Here is a 16875-nt window from a genome sequence, read left to right as displayed (position 1 = left end):
CAATGTGGGAGCAGGCTTGCTCCCACATTTGTTTTTGCGTCGTGACAACTAATCAGCGCGGTTCGATATGCGCGATCATCAACTGCACGGTTTCCTGCCCACGAAACTCGTTCACGTCCAGCTTGTAGGCTAATTCCACCCAGCGCACCGTCGGGTTCGGCCACACTTCGCGGTCCACGCCAAACGCAATGCCGTCGAGCTTGACCGAGCCGCACTCGCTCTTGAGCACCACTTTCAGGTGCCGCTCGCCGACCACGCGCTGCTCGACCAACTGAAACACACCGTGAAACAACGGCTCGGGAAAGTGTTGCCCCCACGGGCCGGCATGCCGCAAGGCGCGCGCCAGTTCCAGGTGGAATTCCTCTACCGCCAGGGTGCCATCGGTCAGCAGGCGCCCAGTGAGGTCTTCCTCACGCAGTTGCCGACGCACTTCGGCATCAAAGGCTTCGGCAAACAGCGGGAAATTCGCCTCAGGCAGTGTCAGCCCAGCGGCCATGGCGTGGCCGCCGTATTTGGCGATCAGGTTGGGATGCTGGCTCGCGACCACCGCCAGCGCATCACGGATATGAAAACCCTGCACCGAGCGCCCTGAGCCCTTGAGCAGGCCATCACCGGCATCGGCGAAGGCGATGGTTGGGCGGAAGTAGCGCTCTTTCATGCGCGACGCCAGAATCCCGATCACGCCCTGGTGCCACTCCGGGTCGAACAGGCACAGCCCATAGGGCATCGATTCGACGGGCAAGTCCTTGAGCTGGGCCAAGGCCTCGCGCTGCATGCCTTGCTCGATGGATTTACGGTCCTGGTTCATGCCGTCCAGTTGCGCGGCCATTTCACGGGCCGCGGCAAAGTCGGTGGTGAGCAGGCATTCAATGCCCAGGCTCATATCGTCGAGGCGCCCGGCGGCGTTCAGGCGTGGCCCGAGGATAAAACCCAGGTCAGTGGACGTGATGCGCGCCGCATCGCGCTTGGCGACTTCCAGGATCGCCTTGATCCCGGGCCGCGCACGCCCGGCGCGAATGCGTTCCAGGCCTTGATGCACAAGGATGCGATTGTTGGCGTCCAGCGGCACTACGTCGGCGACGCTGCCGAGGGCCACCAGGTCGAGCAGCTCGCCGATGTTCGGCTGCGGTTTGTTGGCGTACCAACCGAGGCTGCGCAAACGCGCGCGCAGGGCCATCAACACATAGAAGATCACGCCCACACCGGCCAACGCCTTGCTCGGGAACTCGCAGCCGGGCTGGTTGGGGTTGACGATGGCATCCGCCGCCGGCAACTCATCCCCCGGCAAGTGGTGGTCGGTGACCAGTACCTGCAGCCCCGCCGCTTTGGCCGCCGCCACGCCCTCGACGCTGGAGATACCGTTGTCCACGGTGATCAGCAATTGCGGCTCGCGCTGCAACGCTACCGCGACGATTTCCGGGGTCAGGCCGTAGCCGTATTCGAAGCGGTTGGGCACCAGGTAGTCGACATGCGCCGCGCCGAGCAAACGCAGGCCCAGGGTGCCCACGGTGCTGGCGGTGGCGCCGTCGGCGTCGAAGTCGCCGACGATCAGGATGCGTTGACGCTGTTCGAGGGCCGTCACCAGCAGGTCGACTGCTGCGTCGATGCCTTTGAGCTGCTGATAGGGAATCAGCCGCGCCAGGCTTTTATCCAGCTCGGCTTCGGACTGCACCCCGCGCGCGGCGTAGAGACGGGTCAACAGCGGTGGCAATTCACCGAGAAACGGCAGGACAGCGGGCAACGGGCGAGGATCGATACGCATGGGGTGGCGTGAGCTTCTCTTCTGATAAACGGTTAAACAAAGCGATTGAAAACGATACAGATCAATGTGGCAGCGGGCTTGCCTGCGATGCAGGCGACTCGGTAAATCGGTGACATCGCGGTGATGCTTTCGCGAGCAAGCCCGCTCCCACACAAGCCCAGCGGCAATATTTTCAGTCGCGCTGGCCGACCAGCCATTCCAGCTGCACTTCATGCTGGCCGCGGTCATCGGTGACGAAGATGGTGCCTTCGCTGATCATCACGTCCCACTTGATGACACGCGGCATGTCCTTGGCCAGGGTCTCGAGGATTTCCTGCGGCACGGCAGCGATGTGGACGTTTTTCAGGTTAGTAGCCACCGGCACCACTTTGCCTTCCCATACGCGCAGGCTGCCATAGGCCAGCAGGCTGGTACGCTCGGTACGGCGCGAGCACCAGGTCAGGCGGTCCGCATCCGGCTGACCGACTTCAATCCAGTGCAAAACGCGGTCATCCAGGCTTTTTTCCCACAAGGCTGGCTCGTCTACATCTGACAGACCACGACCAAAAGCCAACTGCTCATTGTAGAAAAGGGCGTAGGCCAGCAGACGCACGGTCATGCGCTCTTCGGTTTCCGAAGGGTGGCGGGCGATGGTCTGTTTGACGCTCTCGTACACCGAGCGGTCAAGGTCGGTGAGGTTGAGTTCGAATTTGTAGGTCGTGGACGGCTGGGCCATGAACGGACTTCTAGAGACAGGGAAAGGCGGCCAGTCTAACCGATGGCGGGGTCATTCACCGAATCCTGCGCTGCATCATCCTTATCCCTGGGCCCTCGCCTATGTTAAAAGGCATCACACCACCGCCCTGCGCAGACAAGGATCCCCATGTCGTTTAATGCCAAACCGCTTGCCGGCCTCAAAGTCATCGAACTCGGCACCCTGATCGCCGGCCCGTTCGCCTCACGTATCTGCGGCGAATTCGGCGCCGAGGTGATCAAGGTCGAATCGCCGGACGGCGGCGACCCGCTGCGCAAATGGCGCAAGCTGTACGAGGGCACGTCGCTGTGGTGGTTTGTGCAGGCGCGCAACAAGAAGTCGCTGACGCTGAACCTCAAGCACCCGGACGGCCTGGCGATCCTCAAGCAGTTGCTGGCAGACGCCGACATCCTCATCGAAAACTTCCGCCCCGGCGTGCTCGAAAAGCTCGGCCTGAGCTGGGACACCCTGCATGCGCTCAACCCCAAATTGGTGATGGTGCGCCTCTCGGGCTTTGGCCAGACCGGGCCGATGAAGGACCAGCCGGGGTTTGGCGCGGTGGGTGAATCCATGGGCGGGTTGCGCTACATCACCGGTTTCGAGGATCGCCCGCCGGTGCGCACCGGCATCTCCATTGGCGACTCGATTGCCGCGTTATGGGCGGTGATCGGTGCCTTGATGGCGCTGCGTCATCGCGAGGTCAACGGCGGCCTCGGCCAGGTGGTGGACGTGGCGCTGTATGAAGCCATCTTCGCGATGATGGAAAGCATGATCCCCGAGTTCGACGTGTTCGGGTTTATTCGCGAACGCACCGGCAACATCATGCCCGGCATCACGCCGTCGTCGATTCACACCAGCGCCGACGGCAAGCATGTGCAGATCGGCGCCAACGGCGATGCGATTTTCAAGCGTTTCATGGTTGCAATCGGCCGCGCAGACTTGGCCAATGACCCTAAGCTGGCCAGCAATGACGGGCGCGACAGCCGCCGCGACGAGCTGTATGGGGTGATTGATCGCTGGGTCAATTCGTTGCCACTGGAGCAAGTGGTAGAGCAGCTCAACAAGGCCGAAGTGCCCGCCAGCCGTATTTACAGCGCCGAAGACATGCTGGGCGACCCGCAATTCCTGGCCCGCGAAATGTTCCTCAAGGCCCAACTGCCCGGCGGCAAGGACTTCAAGATGCCGGGTATCGTGCCCAAGCTGTCCGACACGCCGGGCAGCTGCGAATGGGTCGGGCCGCAGTTGGGTGAACACAATCGCGAGGTACTGGAAGCATTGGGATACGACGCAGCCGCCATCGCTCGCTTGCGCGAGGCAGGCGCTATCTGATGCCCCTTGGGTGCAAACGCTGGTCCGTGCGACTGGGCCTGGCCGCAATGACGCTCGGCGGCTGGCTCGTACCCGCGCATGCCGAGGAAACATTGATCTGGTTGCTGCGCGACCTGCCGCCCCTGACGATTTTCGAAGGGCCGAGCAAAAGACAAGGCGCGCTGGACCAATTGCTGCCGGCAGTGATTGAGCGCTTGCCGGAGTATCGGCACCAGGTCCTGCACGTCAATCGTGCGCGCGGAACACAGATGTTGCGCGAACCTACGTTCACCTGCGATCCCTCGCTGTTGTGGACGCCTGAGCGAGCCCGATACGTGGTGTTTTCCAGGCAGGCATTGATGGTGGTCAGTAATGGCATCACGCTCCGGCGCAGCCAACAGGACGCCATGGCAGCGTTTATCGTGGAAGGCCAGTTCGACTTGCAGGCCTTTCTACACGCGCCCAACACACGGGTAGGCGCCACCGCAGAACGCAGCTACGGCCCCGTCATTGATGAAACACTGAAACAGACCGCCTCGCACAAACTGGCGCTGCATTACGGCAATGACGCCTTGGGCAGCCTGCTGCAGATGCAGCGCCTGGGACGGCTTGAGGCGGTGCTCGGGTACTGGCCGGAAATCCGCTACCACGCGCTGCAGCAGGGGATCGCTTCCGACGACCTGAGTTTTTATCCCATCAAAGGCACAGCGCCCTACCAACCTACGCACATTGGCTGCTCGGACACACCTCAAGGGCGCCAGGCCATCAAACGGATCGACCAAGTATTGCGCGACATGCCTCTGCAACGGGTGCAGCAATCCTACGCCTCGTGGCTCGACCCGGTGATGCGCGAGCAGTATCTGCGGGACAACGCACGTTTTTTTCAGGACTCGCCGGAGCCCTGAGCGCCATCGCCAGGTAAATCGCAGGCAAAAAGAAACCCCGAAGAGTGGGGAGACAATTCGGGGTTAAACGTGGCCTACAAAGACCAGTACAGCAAGGCACAAACACCGGAGCACAATGTTTGCTCTTGCTGTTACAAAATCTGACCGGCCATCACGTAGGAAGTTTCGCCATATAAACAAATCTTCATGCGACGGCGCCGCCGCGGGTCTGGGCGGCATTGCGCAAGGCGGCGATGACCGAGGGTTCGAGGCGCCCTTCGGCAATCTTGAGGTCGCGCAGCAGGCAGTCGACCACGTCCACCAGCACACGTTTGTCCATCAACTGCGCACGGTCGACTTCACGTTCGACCACGATAGCGCCAGCAGGATTCTTCACGGTCACCAGGCACTCGCCCTGCACACCAGAGGTGGTCAGCGTAACCTGATAAGGGCTCAGTGCTTCTTCGAGCAATAGGCTGATACTTTCCATCTCGATCACCACTCAATAGTTCGGGAACAATCGGTTCAACGGCAGCTGCATCTCTCCTAAGTGACTGGTTGTTACGTAGGAAAGTTCGCTTTTTCGTCTTTATGGGTCCGTCAGGGGATGACGTTTTCCAGCATGCGCTTGCAACATGACAAGTAGAAAACGACGGCACATAACTGCTTACGCAATGGATGGCCGTTTTGGGGATCTGCGCGCGCTGAGGCGCAGAGTGAATCCTATACTCGGTGAGCGCTGGTCACTCTGCGATTCAAAAGGCCCTAATTGCGAAGGATAAATTCCATGCTGGAACACGACAAAGAACAGGCTGTACTAGAGAAGATTCACGCGGACATTTCACGCATCTATGCGGAGCAACGGAAACTCAACGCCGAAGCTCACAAGATAACCCGTGAGAATTTCTGGTACCCCATGGGCGTCGTCATGGCCATGTTTACGGTTTTCAGCAGCGTACTAGCCCTTGCTCTGAAAATACTCAGCTGACCGATCGCCTCACCCGGGCCTGCCATACACGAAAAACGCCGCTGACCCAAGGAAGGGAAAGCGGCGTTTTTGTGTACGCGGTTTGCCTTACAACGGCTTGCCCCGATTGCCATGCTGGCTGACAAACGCCTGCACAGCCTTCAGCTCATTCGCCAACACTGTGCAACGCTCTTCACGCTCGAACAGGTCGGCCAAGTGCTCCGGCAATTCCAACGCCTTGCCGACACCGGCCTTCTCCACCGCTTCCGGGAATTTGACCGGGTGCGCGGTACCGAGGATCACCATCGGGATGTCCAGGCTGCGACGGCACTCGCGCGCAGCTTTCACGCCGATAGCGGTGTGCGGGTCCAGCAGTTCGCCGGTCTGGGCGTAGACTTCGGCGATGGTTTCGCAGGTCTGCGCATCGTCCACGGCCAGCGAGTCGAACAGCTTGCGGGTTTCGGTCCAGCGCTCTTGCTCCACGCTGAAACCGCCACCGCTCTTGAAGCTGCTCATCAGCTCGGCCAAGGCGGCGCCGTTACGACCGTGCATGTCGAACAGCAAACGCTCGAAGTTCGACGAAACCATGATGTCCATCGACGGCGACAGGGTCGCGTGCAGGGTTTCCTTGACGTACTGGTTGCCGCTCATGAAGCGGTGCAGGATATCGTTGCGGTTGGTGGCGACGATCAACTGGTTGATCGGCAAGCCCATGTTGCGCGCCAGGTAGCCGGCGAAGATATCGCCGAAGTTGCCGGTCGGCACCGAGAACGATACCGAGCGCGCCGGGCCGCCCAACTGCAGGGACGCGTGGAAGTAGTAGACGATCTGGGCCATGATCCGCGCCCAGTTGATCGAGTTCACGGCGACCAGGCGCGTGCCTTTGAGGAAGCTCTGGTCAGCGAAGCTGTTCTTGACCATTTCCTGGCAGTCGTCGAAGTTGCCTTCGATGGCAATGTTGTGGATGTTCTCACCAAAAATGGTGGTCATCTGGCGACGCTGCACTTCCGACACGCGCTTGTGCGGGTGCAGGATGAAGATGTCGACGTTTTCGCAGTGCTTGCAGCCTTCGATCGCCGCCGAACCGGTATCACCGGAAGTGGCGCCCATGATCACCACGCGCTCGCCGCGCTTCTCCAGCACGTAATCGAGCAGGCGGCCCAGCAGTTGCAGGGCGAAGTCCTTGAACGCCAGGGTCGGGCCATGGAACAGCTCGAGCACCCACTCATTGCCGTTCAGCTGACGCAAAGGGGCGATGGCGCTGTGGGAAAACACGCCGTACGTCTCTTCCAGAATCTTTTTGAAATCCGCGTCCGGGATGCTGCCGGTGACGAACGGGCGCATCACCCGGAAGGCCAACTCGTGGTACGGCAGGCCGGCCCACGAAGCGATTTCTTCCTGGGTGAAGCGTGGCAGGTTTTCCGGCACGTACAGGCCGCCGTCGGTGGCAAGGCCGGCGAGCAGGACATCTTCGAAATTCAGGGCCGGTGCCTGGCCGCGGGTGCTGATATAACGCATGACTGGCTCCTCTAGAGCATGTTTGAACAAGGGCCGCCGAACCTGTGGGGCCCTCGCCGCAAAACGATTAGTTCAGGTGTTCGACACGAATCCGCACCACCGGGCCGACCACGCCCTGCAAGGCTTCGAGGGCGGCGATGGCGTCGTTGATGTGCTGCTCGAGCACGCGATGGGTCAGCAGGATCATCGGCACCTGGCCGTTTTGCTCCTCGACTTCCTTCTGCATGATCGACTCGATATTGATGCCGCGCTCCGACAGGATGCTGGCCACCTGGGCCAACACGCCCGGGTGATCCTGGGCCTGGATGCGCAGGTAGTAGGCACTTTCGCAGGCTTCAATCGGCAGGATCGGGTGGGCCGACAGCGAGTCGGGCTGGAAGGCCAGGTGCGGCACGCGGTTTTCCGGGTCGCTGGTCATCGCGCGCACCACGTCCACCAGGTCGGCGATTACCGAAGAAGCGGTCGGCTCCATGCCGGCGCCAGCGCCGTAGAACAGGGTCGAACCGACCGCATCACCATTGACCATCACGGCGTTCATCACGCCATTGACGTTGGCGATCAGGCGGTCGGCGGGGATCAGCGTCGGGTGCACACGCAGCTCGATACCAGCCGGGGTGCTGCGCGCAACACCCAGGTGCTTGATGCGGTAGCCCAGGGCCTCAGCGTAGTTCACATCGGCGGTGGTCAGCTTGGTGATGCCTTCGGTGTAGGCTTTGTCGAACTGCAGTGGGATACCAAAGGCGATGGAGGCCAGGATGGTCAGCTTGTGCGCGGCGTCGATGCCTTCCACGTCAAATGTCGGGTCGGCCTCGGCGTAACCCAGGGCCTGGGCCTCGGCCAGCACGTCTTCGAAGGTACGGCCCTTCTCGCGCATTTCGGTGAGGATGAAGTTACCGGTGCCGTTGATGATGCCGGCCACCCAGTTGATGCGGTTGGCGGACAAGCCTTCACGGATCGCCTTGATCACCGGAATGCCACCGGCCACCGCGGCTTCAAATGCCACGATCACACCCTTCTCACGCGCCTTGGCGAAGATCTCGTTGCCGTGCACGGCGATCAGCGCCTTGTTGGCGGTGACCACGTGCTTGCCGTTTTCGATGGCCTTGAGCACCAGCTCGCGAGCCACGGTGTAGCCGCCGAGCAGCTCGATGACAATATCGATTTCAGGGTTGGTGGCCACGGCGAAGACATCGTTGGTAATCGCAATACCGGTCGTTTGGAACTGAGGCTTTGGCGTACGTGTGGCAATTTGCGCCACTTCAATCCCACGCCCTGCGCGGCGGGAAATTTCTTCAGCATTACGCTGAAGTACGTTGAAGGTGCCGCCACCGACGATCCCTAACCCACAGATGCCTACTTTGACCGGTTTCACTGAAGAACTCCCCATGAAACGGCCGACTCAAGGTCGGCCGTGAAAAACAGCCGCACAACTGCGGCTCTCAATTAATGGCCCGCCGACTGTTCGGCAGGCCAAGATCGTCAAGGCTCGACGATTACTGCTTACTTGCACCCAGTGCCAGTTTGGCAACTTGTGGCGCCGGCTGGTAGCCCGGAATCACCTGGCCATCAGCCAAAACGATGGCCGGTGTACCGTTCACGCCAATCGACTGGCCCAGCGCAAATTGCTTGGAAACCGGGTTGGCGCATTTGGCCGCCTTGATTTCCTTGCCATCGACCATCTTGTCCATCGCGGCTTTCTTGTCGGCCGAGCACCAGACCGCCTGCAACTGCTCGTCACCCGGCGAGCCCAGGCCCTGGCGCGGGAACGCTACGTAGCGCACTTCCACACCCAGCTTGTTCAGCGCCGGCACTTCGGCGTGCAGCTTGTGGCAGTACGGGCAGGTGGTGTCGGTGAACACGGTGATGTGGGTCTTGGTCTCGCCGATGGCCGGGTAGACCACGGTTTCAGCCACCGGAATGCCGTTGATCAACTTGGACACGCCCAGGCGCTCGGCCTTCTCGGTCAGATTGACGGGCTTGCCGTCTCTCAGTTGGAACAGGTAGCCCTGAACGATGTACTGGCCATCGGCGCTGGCGTACAGCACACGGCTGCCCTTGAGTTTGACTTCATACAGGCCGGCCATCGGGCTGGCACTGATGCTTTCGATCGGCGTGTCCAGCTGCAGGTTGGCCAGGCTCTTGCGAATGGTCTGCTCGGCGGCGTCATCGGCGAAGACAAACGTGGAAACCAACGCAATCGCTGCGGCGGCAATAATCTGGGTCAAGCGCATGGGAACTCCTGAAGGCAGATGCAAGGACGGGCGCCGGTACGCCGATCTGAAAACATGGCGCTGGGCCGTCCCCTTTGCTGAGCGGCAAAGCCTACCACAGTTGGGCCGCAGGGCAGCCCGTGGCGGTATAAATTGGCGGTTTTCAGCCGCGTGGGTGGTGCTTGGCATGCATGTCCTGCAAGCGTGCTCGCGCCACGTGGGTGTAGATCTGGGTGGTGGATAAGTCACTGTGCCCGAGCAGCATTTGCACCACGCGCAAATCCGCACCGTGGTTAAGCAAATGCGTGGCGAATGCATGGCGCAAGGTGTGCGGCGACAAGGCCTTGCCGATCCCGGCGACCTTGGCCTGGTGCTTGATACGGTGCCAGAAGGTCTGGCGGGTCATCTGCTCGCCACGCTGGCTGGGGAACAGCACGTCGCTGGGCTGCCCGCCGAGCAATTCGCTGCGGCCGTCGCGCATATAGCGCTCGACCCACACAATCGCCTCCTCACCCATCGGCACCAGCCGCTCCTTACTGCCCTTGCCCATCACGCGCAGTACGCCCTGGCGCAGGTTGACCTGCTCCAGCGTCAGGCTGATCAGCTCGGTCACCCGCAGCCCGCAGGCGTATAAAACCTCAAGCATCGCGCGGTCACGCTGGCCGATGGCTTCGCTCAGGTCCGGCGCGGCAAGCAAGGCATCCACGTCAGCTTCCGACAAGGATTTGGGCAAAGGCCTACCCAGCTGCGGCATGTCGATCTGCAGGGTCGGGTCGATGGCGATCAGTTTTTCCCGCAACAGGTAGCGATAAAAGCCACGCACACCCGAGAGAAATCGTGCAGTCGAACGCGGCTTGTAGTTCTGCTCCAGACGCCAGGCCAGATGGTCGAGGATCAGCTCGCGACCGGCATTGATCAGCTCGAGGTTTTTCGCCTGCAACCAGCCATTGAACAGGGCCAGGTCGCTGCGATAAGCCTGGCGGGTATTGTCCGACAGGCCTTTCTCCAGCCACAGGGCGTCGAGGAAACGGTCGATCAGCGGGTGGTCAATGGCGGGCATAGAGGCTCAGGCAGAAAAGGTGAAGTGAGGGTAGATCCTATCAGTCAGCAAACCCAGGCAACACCGGCACCGGGCGCTTGTCGGCATCAATCGCGACAAAGCTGAACACACCCTGGATGGCTTTTTCGCGACCATCGGCGCTCATGCTTTCGACAAACACTTCAACGTCGACCTTGAGGCTGGTGTTACCCACTTTGATCACGCGGCCGATCAGCTCGACGATCGAACCGGCCGGGATCGCGTGGTTGAAGTCGATGCGGTCGGTAGAGACCGTCACCAGTGGCAAGCGGCAGAAACGCGTGGCGGTGATGAACGACACTTCATCCATCCAGGCCAGGGCAGTCCCGCCGAACAAAGTGTTGTGATGGTTGGTGGTCGGCGGGAACACGGCTTTGGTTACATGGGTGACCGAGAGGTCGGTGCGGCGCTGGATTTCTTCGAGGCGGGTGGTCATGGGCAAATACCGGGGAGAGAGCAAATTTCAGGCACAAAAAAGCAGCCCGTAGGCTGCTTTTTTCTGCATCGGGAAGCTGGACTTAAGCCAGTTTTTCCTTGATGCGAGCCGCTTTACCGGACAGGTCACGCAGGTAGTACAGCTTGGCTTTACGTACGTCACCGCGACGCTTGACGGCCATGCTGTCGATTTGCGGGCTGTAGGTCTGGAAAGTACGCTCTACGCCAACACCGTTGGAGATTTTACGAACAGTGAAAGCACTGTTCACACCACGGTTACGCTTGGCGATTACCACGCCTTCGAACGCTTGCAGACGCGAACGGTCGCCTTCCTTCACTTTCACCTGAACGACAATAGTGTCGCCCGGGGCAAAGGTAGGGATCTCTTTGGTCATCTGCTCTGCTTCGAGTGCAAGGATGATTTTGTTAGTCATGCTGTGCTCCTAAGGTAAGTCAATGGACCTACCATCGATACGTTGTTAACTATCGTCCCGCGCGAGGATGTATTCCTCGAGCAGCTTCTTCTCTTCTCCAGAAAGCGAGCGGCTTTCCAGAAGATCGGCGCGTCGTTCATAGGTCCGACCAAGGGACTGCTGTAAACGCCAACGCCGGATGTGTGCGTGATTGCCACTTAGCAATACGTCGGGAACACGCTGATCCGCATACACCTCCGGTCGGGTGTAGTGCGGGCAATCCAGCAAACCATCCGTGAAGGAATCTTCCTCCGCGGAGTCCGCATGCCCTAAAGCTCCAGGCAGCAGTCGTGTAACCGCATCTATCAGGACCATCGCCGGCAGCTCACCGCCAGACAGGACATAGTCCCCAATCGACCACTCTTCATCGACATGAGCTTCAATAAAACGCTCGTCAATGCCTTCATAGCGACCGGCAATCAGGATCAGTGCTTCCTCATTCGCCAGTTCGCGGACCCCAGCCTGTTTCAGCTGACGGCCTTGAGGGGACAGGTAAATTACCTTCGCCTTCTCCCCGGCGGCAGCCTTGGCCTGAACCAATGCGTCTTCCAGGGGCTTGATCTTCATCACCATGCCCGGGCCACCGCCAAATGGGCGATCGTCCACAGTGTGATGTCGATCCGTCGTGTAGTCTCGCGGGTTCCAACAGGTCAGCTGCAACAGCCCCTGTTTCACCGCCCGACTGGTGATGCCGTACTCGCTGATGGCGGAAAACATCTCGGGAAACAAACTGATCACTTCAATGCGCAAATTAGCCACGCTTAGAAGTCCGCGTCCCATTCCACCTTCATCTCGCCTGCTGCCAGGTCGACGCTCAACACGCATTGCTTCGTATAAGGCAACAAGCGTTCGCGATCATCCAGGCTGCCAGCGCAAGGCTTGACCACCATTACATCATTGGCGCCGGTTTCCAGAAGATGATCGATTTTCCCGAACAATTGCCCGAGTTGATCAATAACCTTCAGACCTTCCAGCTGGTACCAGTAGTACTCGCCGTCGGTCAATTCAGGGAACAGGCCTCGCGGCACGCAGATCTCATAACCGGCCAGAAGACGAGCTTCTTCACGGTCATCAAGACCCTTGAGCTTTGCGACCAGGAACTTATCGCTCCCGCGTCCACTGACCAGCTCAACCTGTTTCACACTACCTTCGCGCTTGAGCGTCCAGGTCTTGTACTGCAACAGGTTTTCAGTCGGATCAGTAAAGGAATACACCTTCACTTCGCCGCGAACGCCATGAACAGAGTAAATCTTGCCGATAACGATCAAATCATCAGCAACAGCTGGCGTCGCGTTCATATTGCTCAGGCTGCGGCCTTAGCCGAGTCCTTCAACAGTTTTGCAACGCGCTCGGATGGCTGTGCACCAACGCTCAGCCAGTAGGCTACGCGCTCTTGGTTCACGGACAGACGAACTTCTTGACCACGAGCAACAGGGTTGAAGAAACCAACCTGTTCCTTGTGCGAACCGTCGCGCGGGTTGCGGCTGTCGGTTACGGTCAAGTGGTAAAACGGGCGCTTTTTGGAGCCGCCAAGGGCAAGACGGATTGTTAGCATGTGAACATCGTTCCTGTAGTCGGTGCTGCAAATCTAAATGCACAGCGGGCATAGGTGCCCGAAAGGCCGCATATTCTAAGGAATATCCGGACTTTTGCAAATGTCTTTTTCTGGCGCCTATCAGCGTGCCACTCAGATCTGCTATAGAGCCGTCGTTTAAAACGGCGAGTCAGCGCCCGCCAACGGCGGGTTTGCTGGAGATCCCACATCCCTGTGGGTCGGAGCGGAAGCAGAACTCCCGCTCGAATACTTTACATTTTAGGCATGCCACCGCCGGGCAACATACCGCCCATGCCGCGCATCATCTTGGCCATACCGCCTTTGGCGGAGAATTTCTTCATCATCTTCTGCATCTGCTTGTGCTGCTTGATCAAGCGACCGATATCCTGCACCTGGGTACCGGAACCCATGGCGATCCGACGTTTGCGCGAACCGCTGATCAGCTCAGGGTCGCGGCGCTCGGCCGGGGTCATGGAGTTGATGATGGCTTCCATCTGCTTGAATTGCTTCTCTGCCGCACCCTGGGCATTGCCCATTTGCGCCAGGTTGACGCCACCGATGTTCGGCAGCTTGTCCATGAGGCCGCCGAGGCCGCCCATGTTCTTCATCTGTTGCAGCTGGTCACGGAAGTCTTCGAGGTCGAAGCCCTTGCCCTTCTTCAGCTTCTTGGCCAGTTTGTCGGCCTTGTCCTTGTCGAGCGTGGCTTCGGCCTGCTCGATCAGGCTGAGCACGTCGCCCATGCCGAGGATGCGCGAGGCGATACGCTCAGGGTGGAACGGCTCAAGCGCTTCGCTCTTCTCGCCCATACCGATGAACTTGATCGGCTTGCCGGTGATGGCGCGTACCGACAGCGCGGCACCGCCACGGGCGTCGCCGTCGACCTTGGTCAGGATCACGCCGGTCAGCGGTAGTGCGTCGCCGAAGGCCTTGGCGGTGTTGGCCGCATCCTGGCCGGTCATGGCGTCGACCACGAACAGCGTCTCGACCGGGTTGATCGCGGCATGCAGCGCCTTGATCTCGCCCATCATCTCTTCATCGATGTGCAGGCGACCGGCGGTATCGACGATGACCACGTCGATGAATTTCAGCTTGGCTTCTTTAATAGCCGCGTTGGCGATGTCGACCGGCTTCTGGCTCAGGTCGGACGGGAAGAAGGTCACGCCCACTTCGCCTGCGAGCATTTCCAGCTGCTTGATGGCGGCCGGGCGGTAGACGTCAGCCGATACCACCATGACCGACTTCTTCTTGCGCTCTTTAAGGAAGCGCGCCAGCTTGCCGGCAGTGGTGGTTTTACCCGCGCCCTGCAGACCGGCCATCAGCACGACGGCCGGTGGCACGGCGCTGAGGTTCAAATCTTCGTTGGCCGCGCCCATCAGGCTTTCGAGTTCGGCCTGGACGATCTTCACAAACGCCTGGCCCGGGGTCAGGCTGCGGGACACTTCGGTGCCGACCGCGCGCTCCTTGACCGAGTTGACGAAGTCCTTCACCACCGGCAAGGCCACGTCGGCTTCCAGCAACGCCATGCGCACTTCACGCAGGGTGTCTTTAATATTGTCCTCGGTCAGCTTGGCCTTGCCGGTAACGTGGCGCAGCGTCTGCGAGAGACGGTCAGTCAGGTTTTCAAACATGCGCGATCCTTTCAGGCCCTATTCATCGAAATGCATCGGTAGACCGAGGTAGTGGCGGCCCAGGCTGTGGTAAATCGCTATTAAAAACAGCGCTCGGCGAGCCTGCGGCGTGGGCAGGCCGCGGATTATAGCGAAGACTGCGCCCGTGCACACCCGCTGTCTGGCCCGGGAGTCTTTCGTGGAACGCAGGGGTATGCCAAACTCAGCGCCTTTCGGGCTTGTCTATCAGGATTTATGCTCCCCTTGTCACCCAGTTTGCTACCCAGCCTCGCCGCCGCCATCGTGTATGCCGCTGCGACTCTCTATCAGGGCACTCGCCTGGCCCAGGGCACCAAGGCCGATAAACGCCTGCTCGTAGGGCTTGGCGTCCTCGCCCTGCTGGCCCATGCCGCGAGCCTGTTCACCCACCTGATGACGCCGGTCGGCCTGGGCCTGGATTTTTTCAGCGCCGCCAGCCTGATCGCCGCGGCCGTCATCGCGCTGACGCTGATGGCCTGCTACCGGATCCCCGTCGAGAACCTGCTGGTGCTGCTGTTCCCACTCGGCGTGCTGACGGTGCTGCTGGCGCAATTCGCCCCCACCGGCACCGTGCAGGTGATCGATGAGGAGCCGGGCATCCTCGCGCATATCCTGCTGTCGATCCTCGCTTATGGCATGTTCACCATCGCGGTGTTCCAGGCCTTGCTCCTGCTGCTGCAGGACCACCAGCTCAAGCACAAGCACCCGTCCGGGCTGATCAAGAACTTCCCGCCGCTGCAAACCATGGAGAGCCTGCTGTTCGGTTTCCTGTGGGCCGGCTGGACGCTGTTGTCGCTGTCGCTGATTTCCGGCTGGCTGTTCGTCGAAAACCTGTTCGCCCAGCACCTGGTGCACAAGACCTTGCTCGCGTGCCTGGCCTGGGTGGTGTTCAGCGTGTTGCTGTGGGGCCGCAATCGCCTCGGCTGGCGTGGGCACAAGGCGATTCGCTGGACCCTGGCCGGTTTCTGCCTGCTGATGCTGGCCTACTTCGGCAGCAAGCTGGTTCGCGAATACATCCTGCATATCTGACGGGCGGCAATCATGGACAACTTGCCCCTTGGGCCGATGCTCGCGGTAATCGCCCTGCTGGTGTTATGGGCGGCGCTGTTTACCGCCATCGAAGCCGCGCAACAACACCTGCTGGCCCTGCGCCCCGGTACACGCCAGGGCGACAAGGCCGCCGCGCGCCTGAGCTTCCCGCGCCATAGCCTGATCCTGTGCAACAGCCTGTGCCGCGCGGCGGTAGTGATCCTGTGCACATTGTTGGCGATCTATGCCTGGGCGCTGAACGGCCCGTGGCTCGGCTGGCTGATCTCCTGCGGCCTGCTGCTGATCCTCGCAGACTACCTGCCTCGGGCCCTGGCGACCCGCCATCCGCAAGCGGTGCTGGGCTTTGGCAACACGCTGCTGGGCGTACCGCTGAAAATCCTCTATCCGCTGGCCTGGCTGCTCAATGGTATCAGCCTGTTGCTGCTGCGCCCGTTCGCACGCAAATCCGGCGTGGTGAAAAAGAGCGACGAGCCGCAGCCCGACCACGACGACGAACCGGAGCCCGAGGCCGACGCCGACCGCTCCCCCGGCATGCCCGGCATCCACGCCCTGGACAACATCACGGTCAATGACATCCTGGTGCCGCGCAGCGAAGTGGACGGCATCAACCTGGACGAATCGATCGAGGACATCATAGAGCAACTGCGCACGTCCGAGCGCACGCGCCTGCCGGTGTTCCACAGCGACATCAATCAGGTCCAGGCGGTGCTCAACACGCGGCAGGTCCAGCACCTGCTGCCGGACGCCAGCCTGACCAAGGAAGCCTTGCTCGCGGCCTGCCATGAACCCTATTTCGTCCCGGAAAGCACGCCGCTGCAGCTGCAACTGCTGAATTTCCACAAGCAACAGCGACGCCTGGGCATGGTGGTGGACGAATACGGCGAAGTGCTGGGCATTGTGACCCTGGAAGATATTCTCGAAGAAATCGTCGGCGAATTTGAAAGCGAACAGGGCGCGGACAACCCGCATATCGAAGCGCAGCCGGATGGGCGCTACATCATCGACGGCGCCGCTTCGATCCGCGAATTGAACAAGAGCCTGGGCTGGCACTTGCCCAGCGATGGCCCCAAGACCCTGAACGGCCTGGTGACCGAAGCGCTGGAGACTATCCCGGATTGCGCGGTGTGCCTGAAGATCGGCCGCTACCGCCTGGAAATCCTCGATACCGAGGATAACCGCGTGGCCAAGGTGCTGATCTGGCATACCAGCCGGGTGCCGGTCGCCGCCTAGCTTTTCGGCACTGCGCACTCCAATGT

18 protein-coding genes are annotated in these 16875 nt (G+C 60.5%); 5 read left to right on the top strand and 13 right to left on the bottom strand.

The genetic code is table 11. The annotated features are described in order from the left end of the window. Positions 1-52: 52 nt before the first annotated feature. Together recJ and WBR57_RS12340 are read right to left on the bottom strand one after the other, a co-directional pair. A complete protein-coding gene (recJ, locus tag WBR57_RS12345; protein ID WP_424084067.1) occupies positions 53-1762 on the bottom strand; it encodes a single-stranded-DNA-specific exonuclease RecJ in 1710 nt (569 codons plus the stop codon). Between the two features lie 172 nt (positions 1763-1934). After that, entirely contained in the window at positions 1935-2477 is a 543-nt protein-coding gene (locus WBR57_RS12340) for a YaeQ family protein (protein ID WP_424084066.1), read from the bottom strand. 147 nt (positions 2478-2624) lie between these two features. Here WBR57_RS12340 and WBR57_RS12335 point away from each other — a divergent pair, with 147 nt between their 5' ends. Together WBR57_RS12335 and WBR57_RS12330 are read left to right on the top strand one after the other, a co-directional pair. Next, positions 2625-3824, top strand: coding sequence for a CaiB/BaiF CoA transferase family protein (locus WBR57_RS12335; RefSeq protein WP_424084065.1), 1200 nt, complete (start codon positions 2625-2627; stop codon positions 3822-3824). Further along, positions 3824-4708, top strand: coding sequence for a TIGR02285 family protein (locus WBR57_RS12330; protein ID WP_424084064.1), 885 nt, complete (start codon positions 3824-3826; stop codon positions 4706-4708). The genes WBR57_RS12335 and WBR57_RS12330 overlap by 1 nt, the downstream gene beginning before the upstream one ends. Positions 4709-4892: 184 nt before the next feature. Here WBR57_RS12330 and WBR57_RS12325 read toward each other — a convergent pair whose 3' ends face one another. Next, on the bottom strand, positions 4893-5177 hold the full coding sequence (locus WBR57_RS12325) for a DUF3509 domain-containing protein (RefSeq protein ID WP_424084063.1): 285 nt from the start codon (positions 5175-5177) through the stop codon (positions 4893-4895). Positions 5178-5474: 297 nt separating this feature from the next. Between WBR57_RS12325 and WBR57_RS12320 the strand changes: the two genes are divergently transcribed. After that, entirely contained in the window at positions 5475-5675 is a 201-nt protein-coding gene (locus WBR57_RS12320; protein WP_424084062.1) for a hypothetical protein, read from the top strand. A gap of 87 nt (positions 5676-5762) precedes the next feature. Here the strand turns inward: WBR57_RS12320 and thrC are convergent, their stop codons facing one another. From thrC to ffh, 10 genes are all read right to left on the bottom strand, one after another. Continuing rightward, positions 5763-7172 (bottom strand): threonine synthase, encoded by a 1410-nt coding sequence (gene thrC / locus WBR57_RS12315; protein ID WP_424084061.1) that lies wholly within the window; start codon positions 7170-7172, stop codon positions 5763-5765. A gap of 67 nt (positions 7173-7239) precedes the next feature. Next, positions 7240-8544, bottom strand: coding sequence for a homoserine dehydrogenase (locus WBR57_RS12310; RefSeq protein ID WP_424084060.1), 1305 nt, complete (start codon positions 8542-8544; stop codon positions 7240-7242). A 121-nt stretch (positions 8545-8665) separates the two neighbouring features. Then, on the bottom strand, positions 8666-9403 hold the full coding sequence (locus WBR57_RS12305) for a thioredoxin fold domain-containing protein (RefSeq protein WP_424084059.1): 738 nt from the start codon (positions 9401-9403) through the stop codon (positions 8666-8668). A 142-nt stretch (positions 9404-9545) separates the two neighbouring features. Next, complete coding sequence (xerD, locus tag WBR57_RS12300) at positions 9546-10442, bottom strand: site-specific tyrosine recombinase XerD (RefSeq protein WP_424084058.1); 897 nt, start codon at positions 10440-10442, stop codon at positions 9546-9548. Between the two features lie 40 nt (positions 10443-10482). Further along, positions 10483-10896 (bottom strand): acyl-CoA thioesterase, encoded by a 414-nt coding sequence (locus WBR57_RS12295; protein ID WP_424084057.1) that lies wholly within the window; start codon positions 10894-10896, stop codon positions 10483-10485. An 82-nt stretch (positions 10897-10978) separates the two neighbouring features. Continuing rightward, positions 10979-11329, bottom strand: coding sequence for a 50S ribosomal protein L19 (rplS, locus tag WBR57_RS12290; RefSeq protein WP_003175895.1), 351 nt, complete (start codon positions 11327-11329; stop codon positions 10979-10981). 45 nt (positions 11330-11374) lie between these two features. Further along, on the bottom strand, positions 11375-12148 hold the full coding sequence (trmD, locus tag WBR57_RS12285; RefSeq protein ID WP_016977714.1) for a tRNA (guanosine(37)-N1)-methyltransferase TrmD: 774 nt from the start codon (positions 12146-12148) through the stop codon (positions 11375-11377). Then, entirely contained in the window at positions 12130-12666 is a 537-nt protein-coding gene (rimM, locus tag WBR57_RS12280) for a ribosome maturation factor RimM (protein WP_424084056.1), read from the bottom strand. Before rimM ends, trmD begins: the two co-directional genes overlap by 19 nt. Before the next feature lie 5 nt (positions 12667-12671). Beyond that, on the bottom strand, positions 12672-12923 hold the full coding sequence (rpsP, locus tag WBR57_RS12275; RefSeq protein ID WP_003175899.1) for a 30S ribosomal protein S16: 252 nt from the start codon (positions 12921-12923) through the stop codon (positions 12672-12674). 251 nt (positions 12924-13174) lie between these two features. Continuing rightward, a complete protein-coding gene (ffh, locus tag WBR57_RS12270) occupies positions 13175-14551 on the bottom strand; it encodes a signal recognition particle protein (protein WP_003193965.1) in 1377 nt (458 codons plus the stop codon). 234 nt (positions 14552-14785) lie between these two features. Between ffh and WBR57_RS12265 the strand changes: the two genes are divergently transcribed. Beyond that, positions 14786-15598 (top strand): cytochrome C assembly family protein, encoded by an 813-nt coding sequence (locus WBR57_RS12265; protein WP_424084055.1) that lies wholly within the window; start codon positions 14786-14788, stop codon positions 15596-15598. Positions 15599-15610: 12 nt separating this feature from the next. Then, positions 15611-16849: a transporter associated domain-containing protein gene (locus WBR57_RS12260; RefSeq protein WP_424084054.1), complete on the top strand. Its 1239-nt coding sequence runs from the start codon at positions 15611-15613 to the stop codon at positions 16847-16849. The last annotated feature ends 26 nt before the right edge of the window (positions 16850-16875 follow it).

This window comes from Pseudomonas sp. (genome assembly GCF_049590575.1).
Classification (GTDB): domain Bacteria; phylum Pseudomonadota; class Gammaproteobacteria; order Pseudomonadales; family Pseudomonadaceae; genus Aquipseudomonas.
Note: the sequence above shows the minus strand (reverse complement) of the source record. Positions and strands in the feature narration are given on the sequence as shown.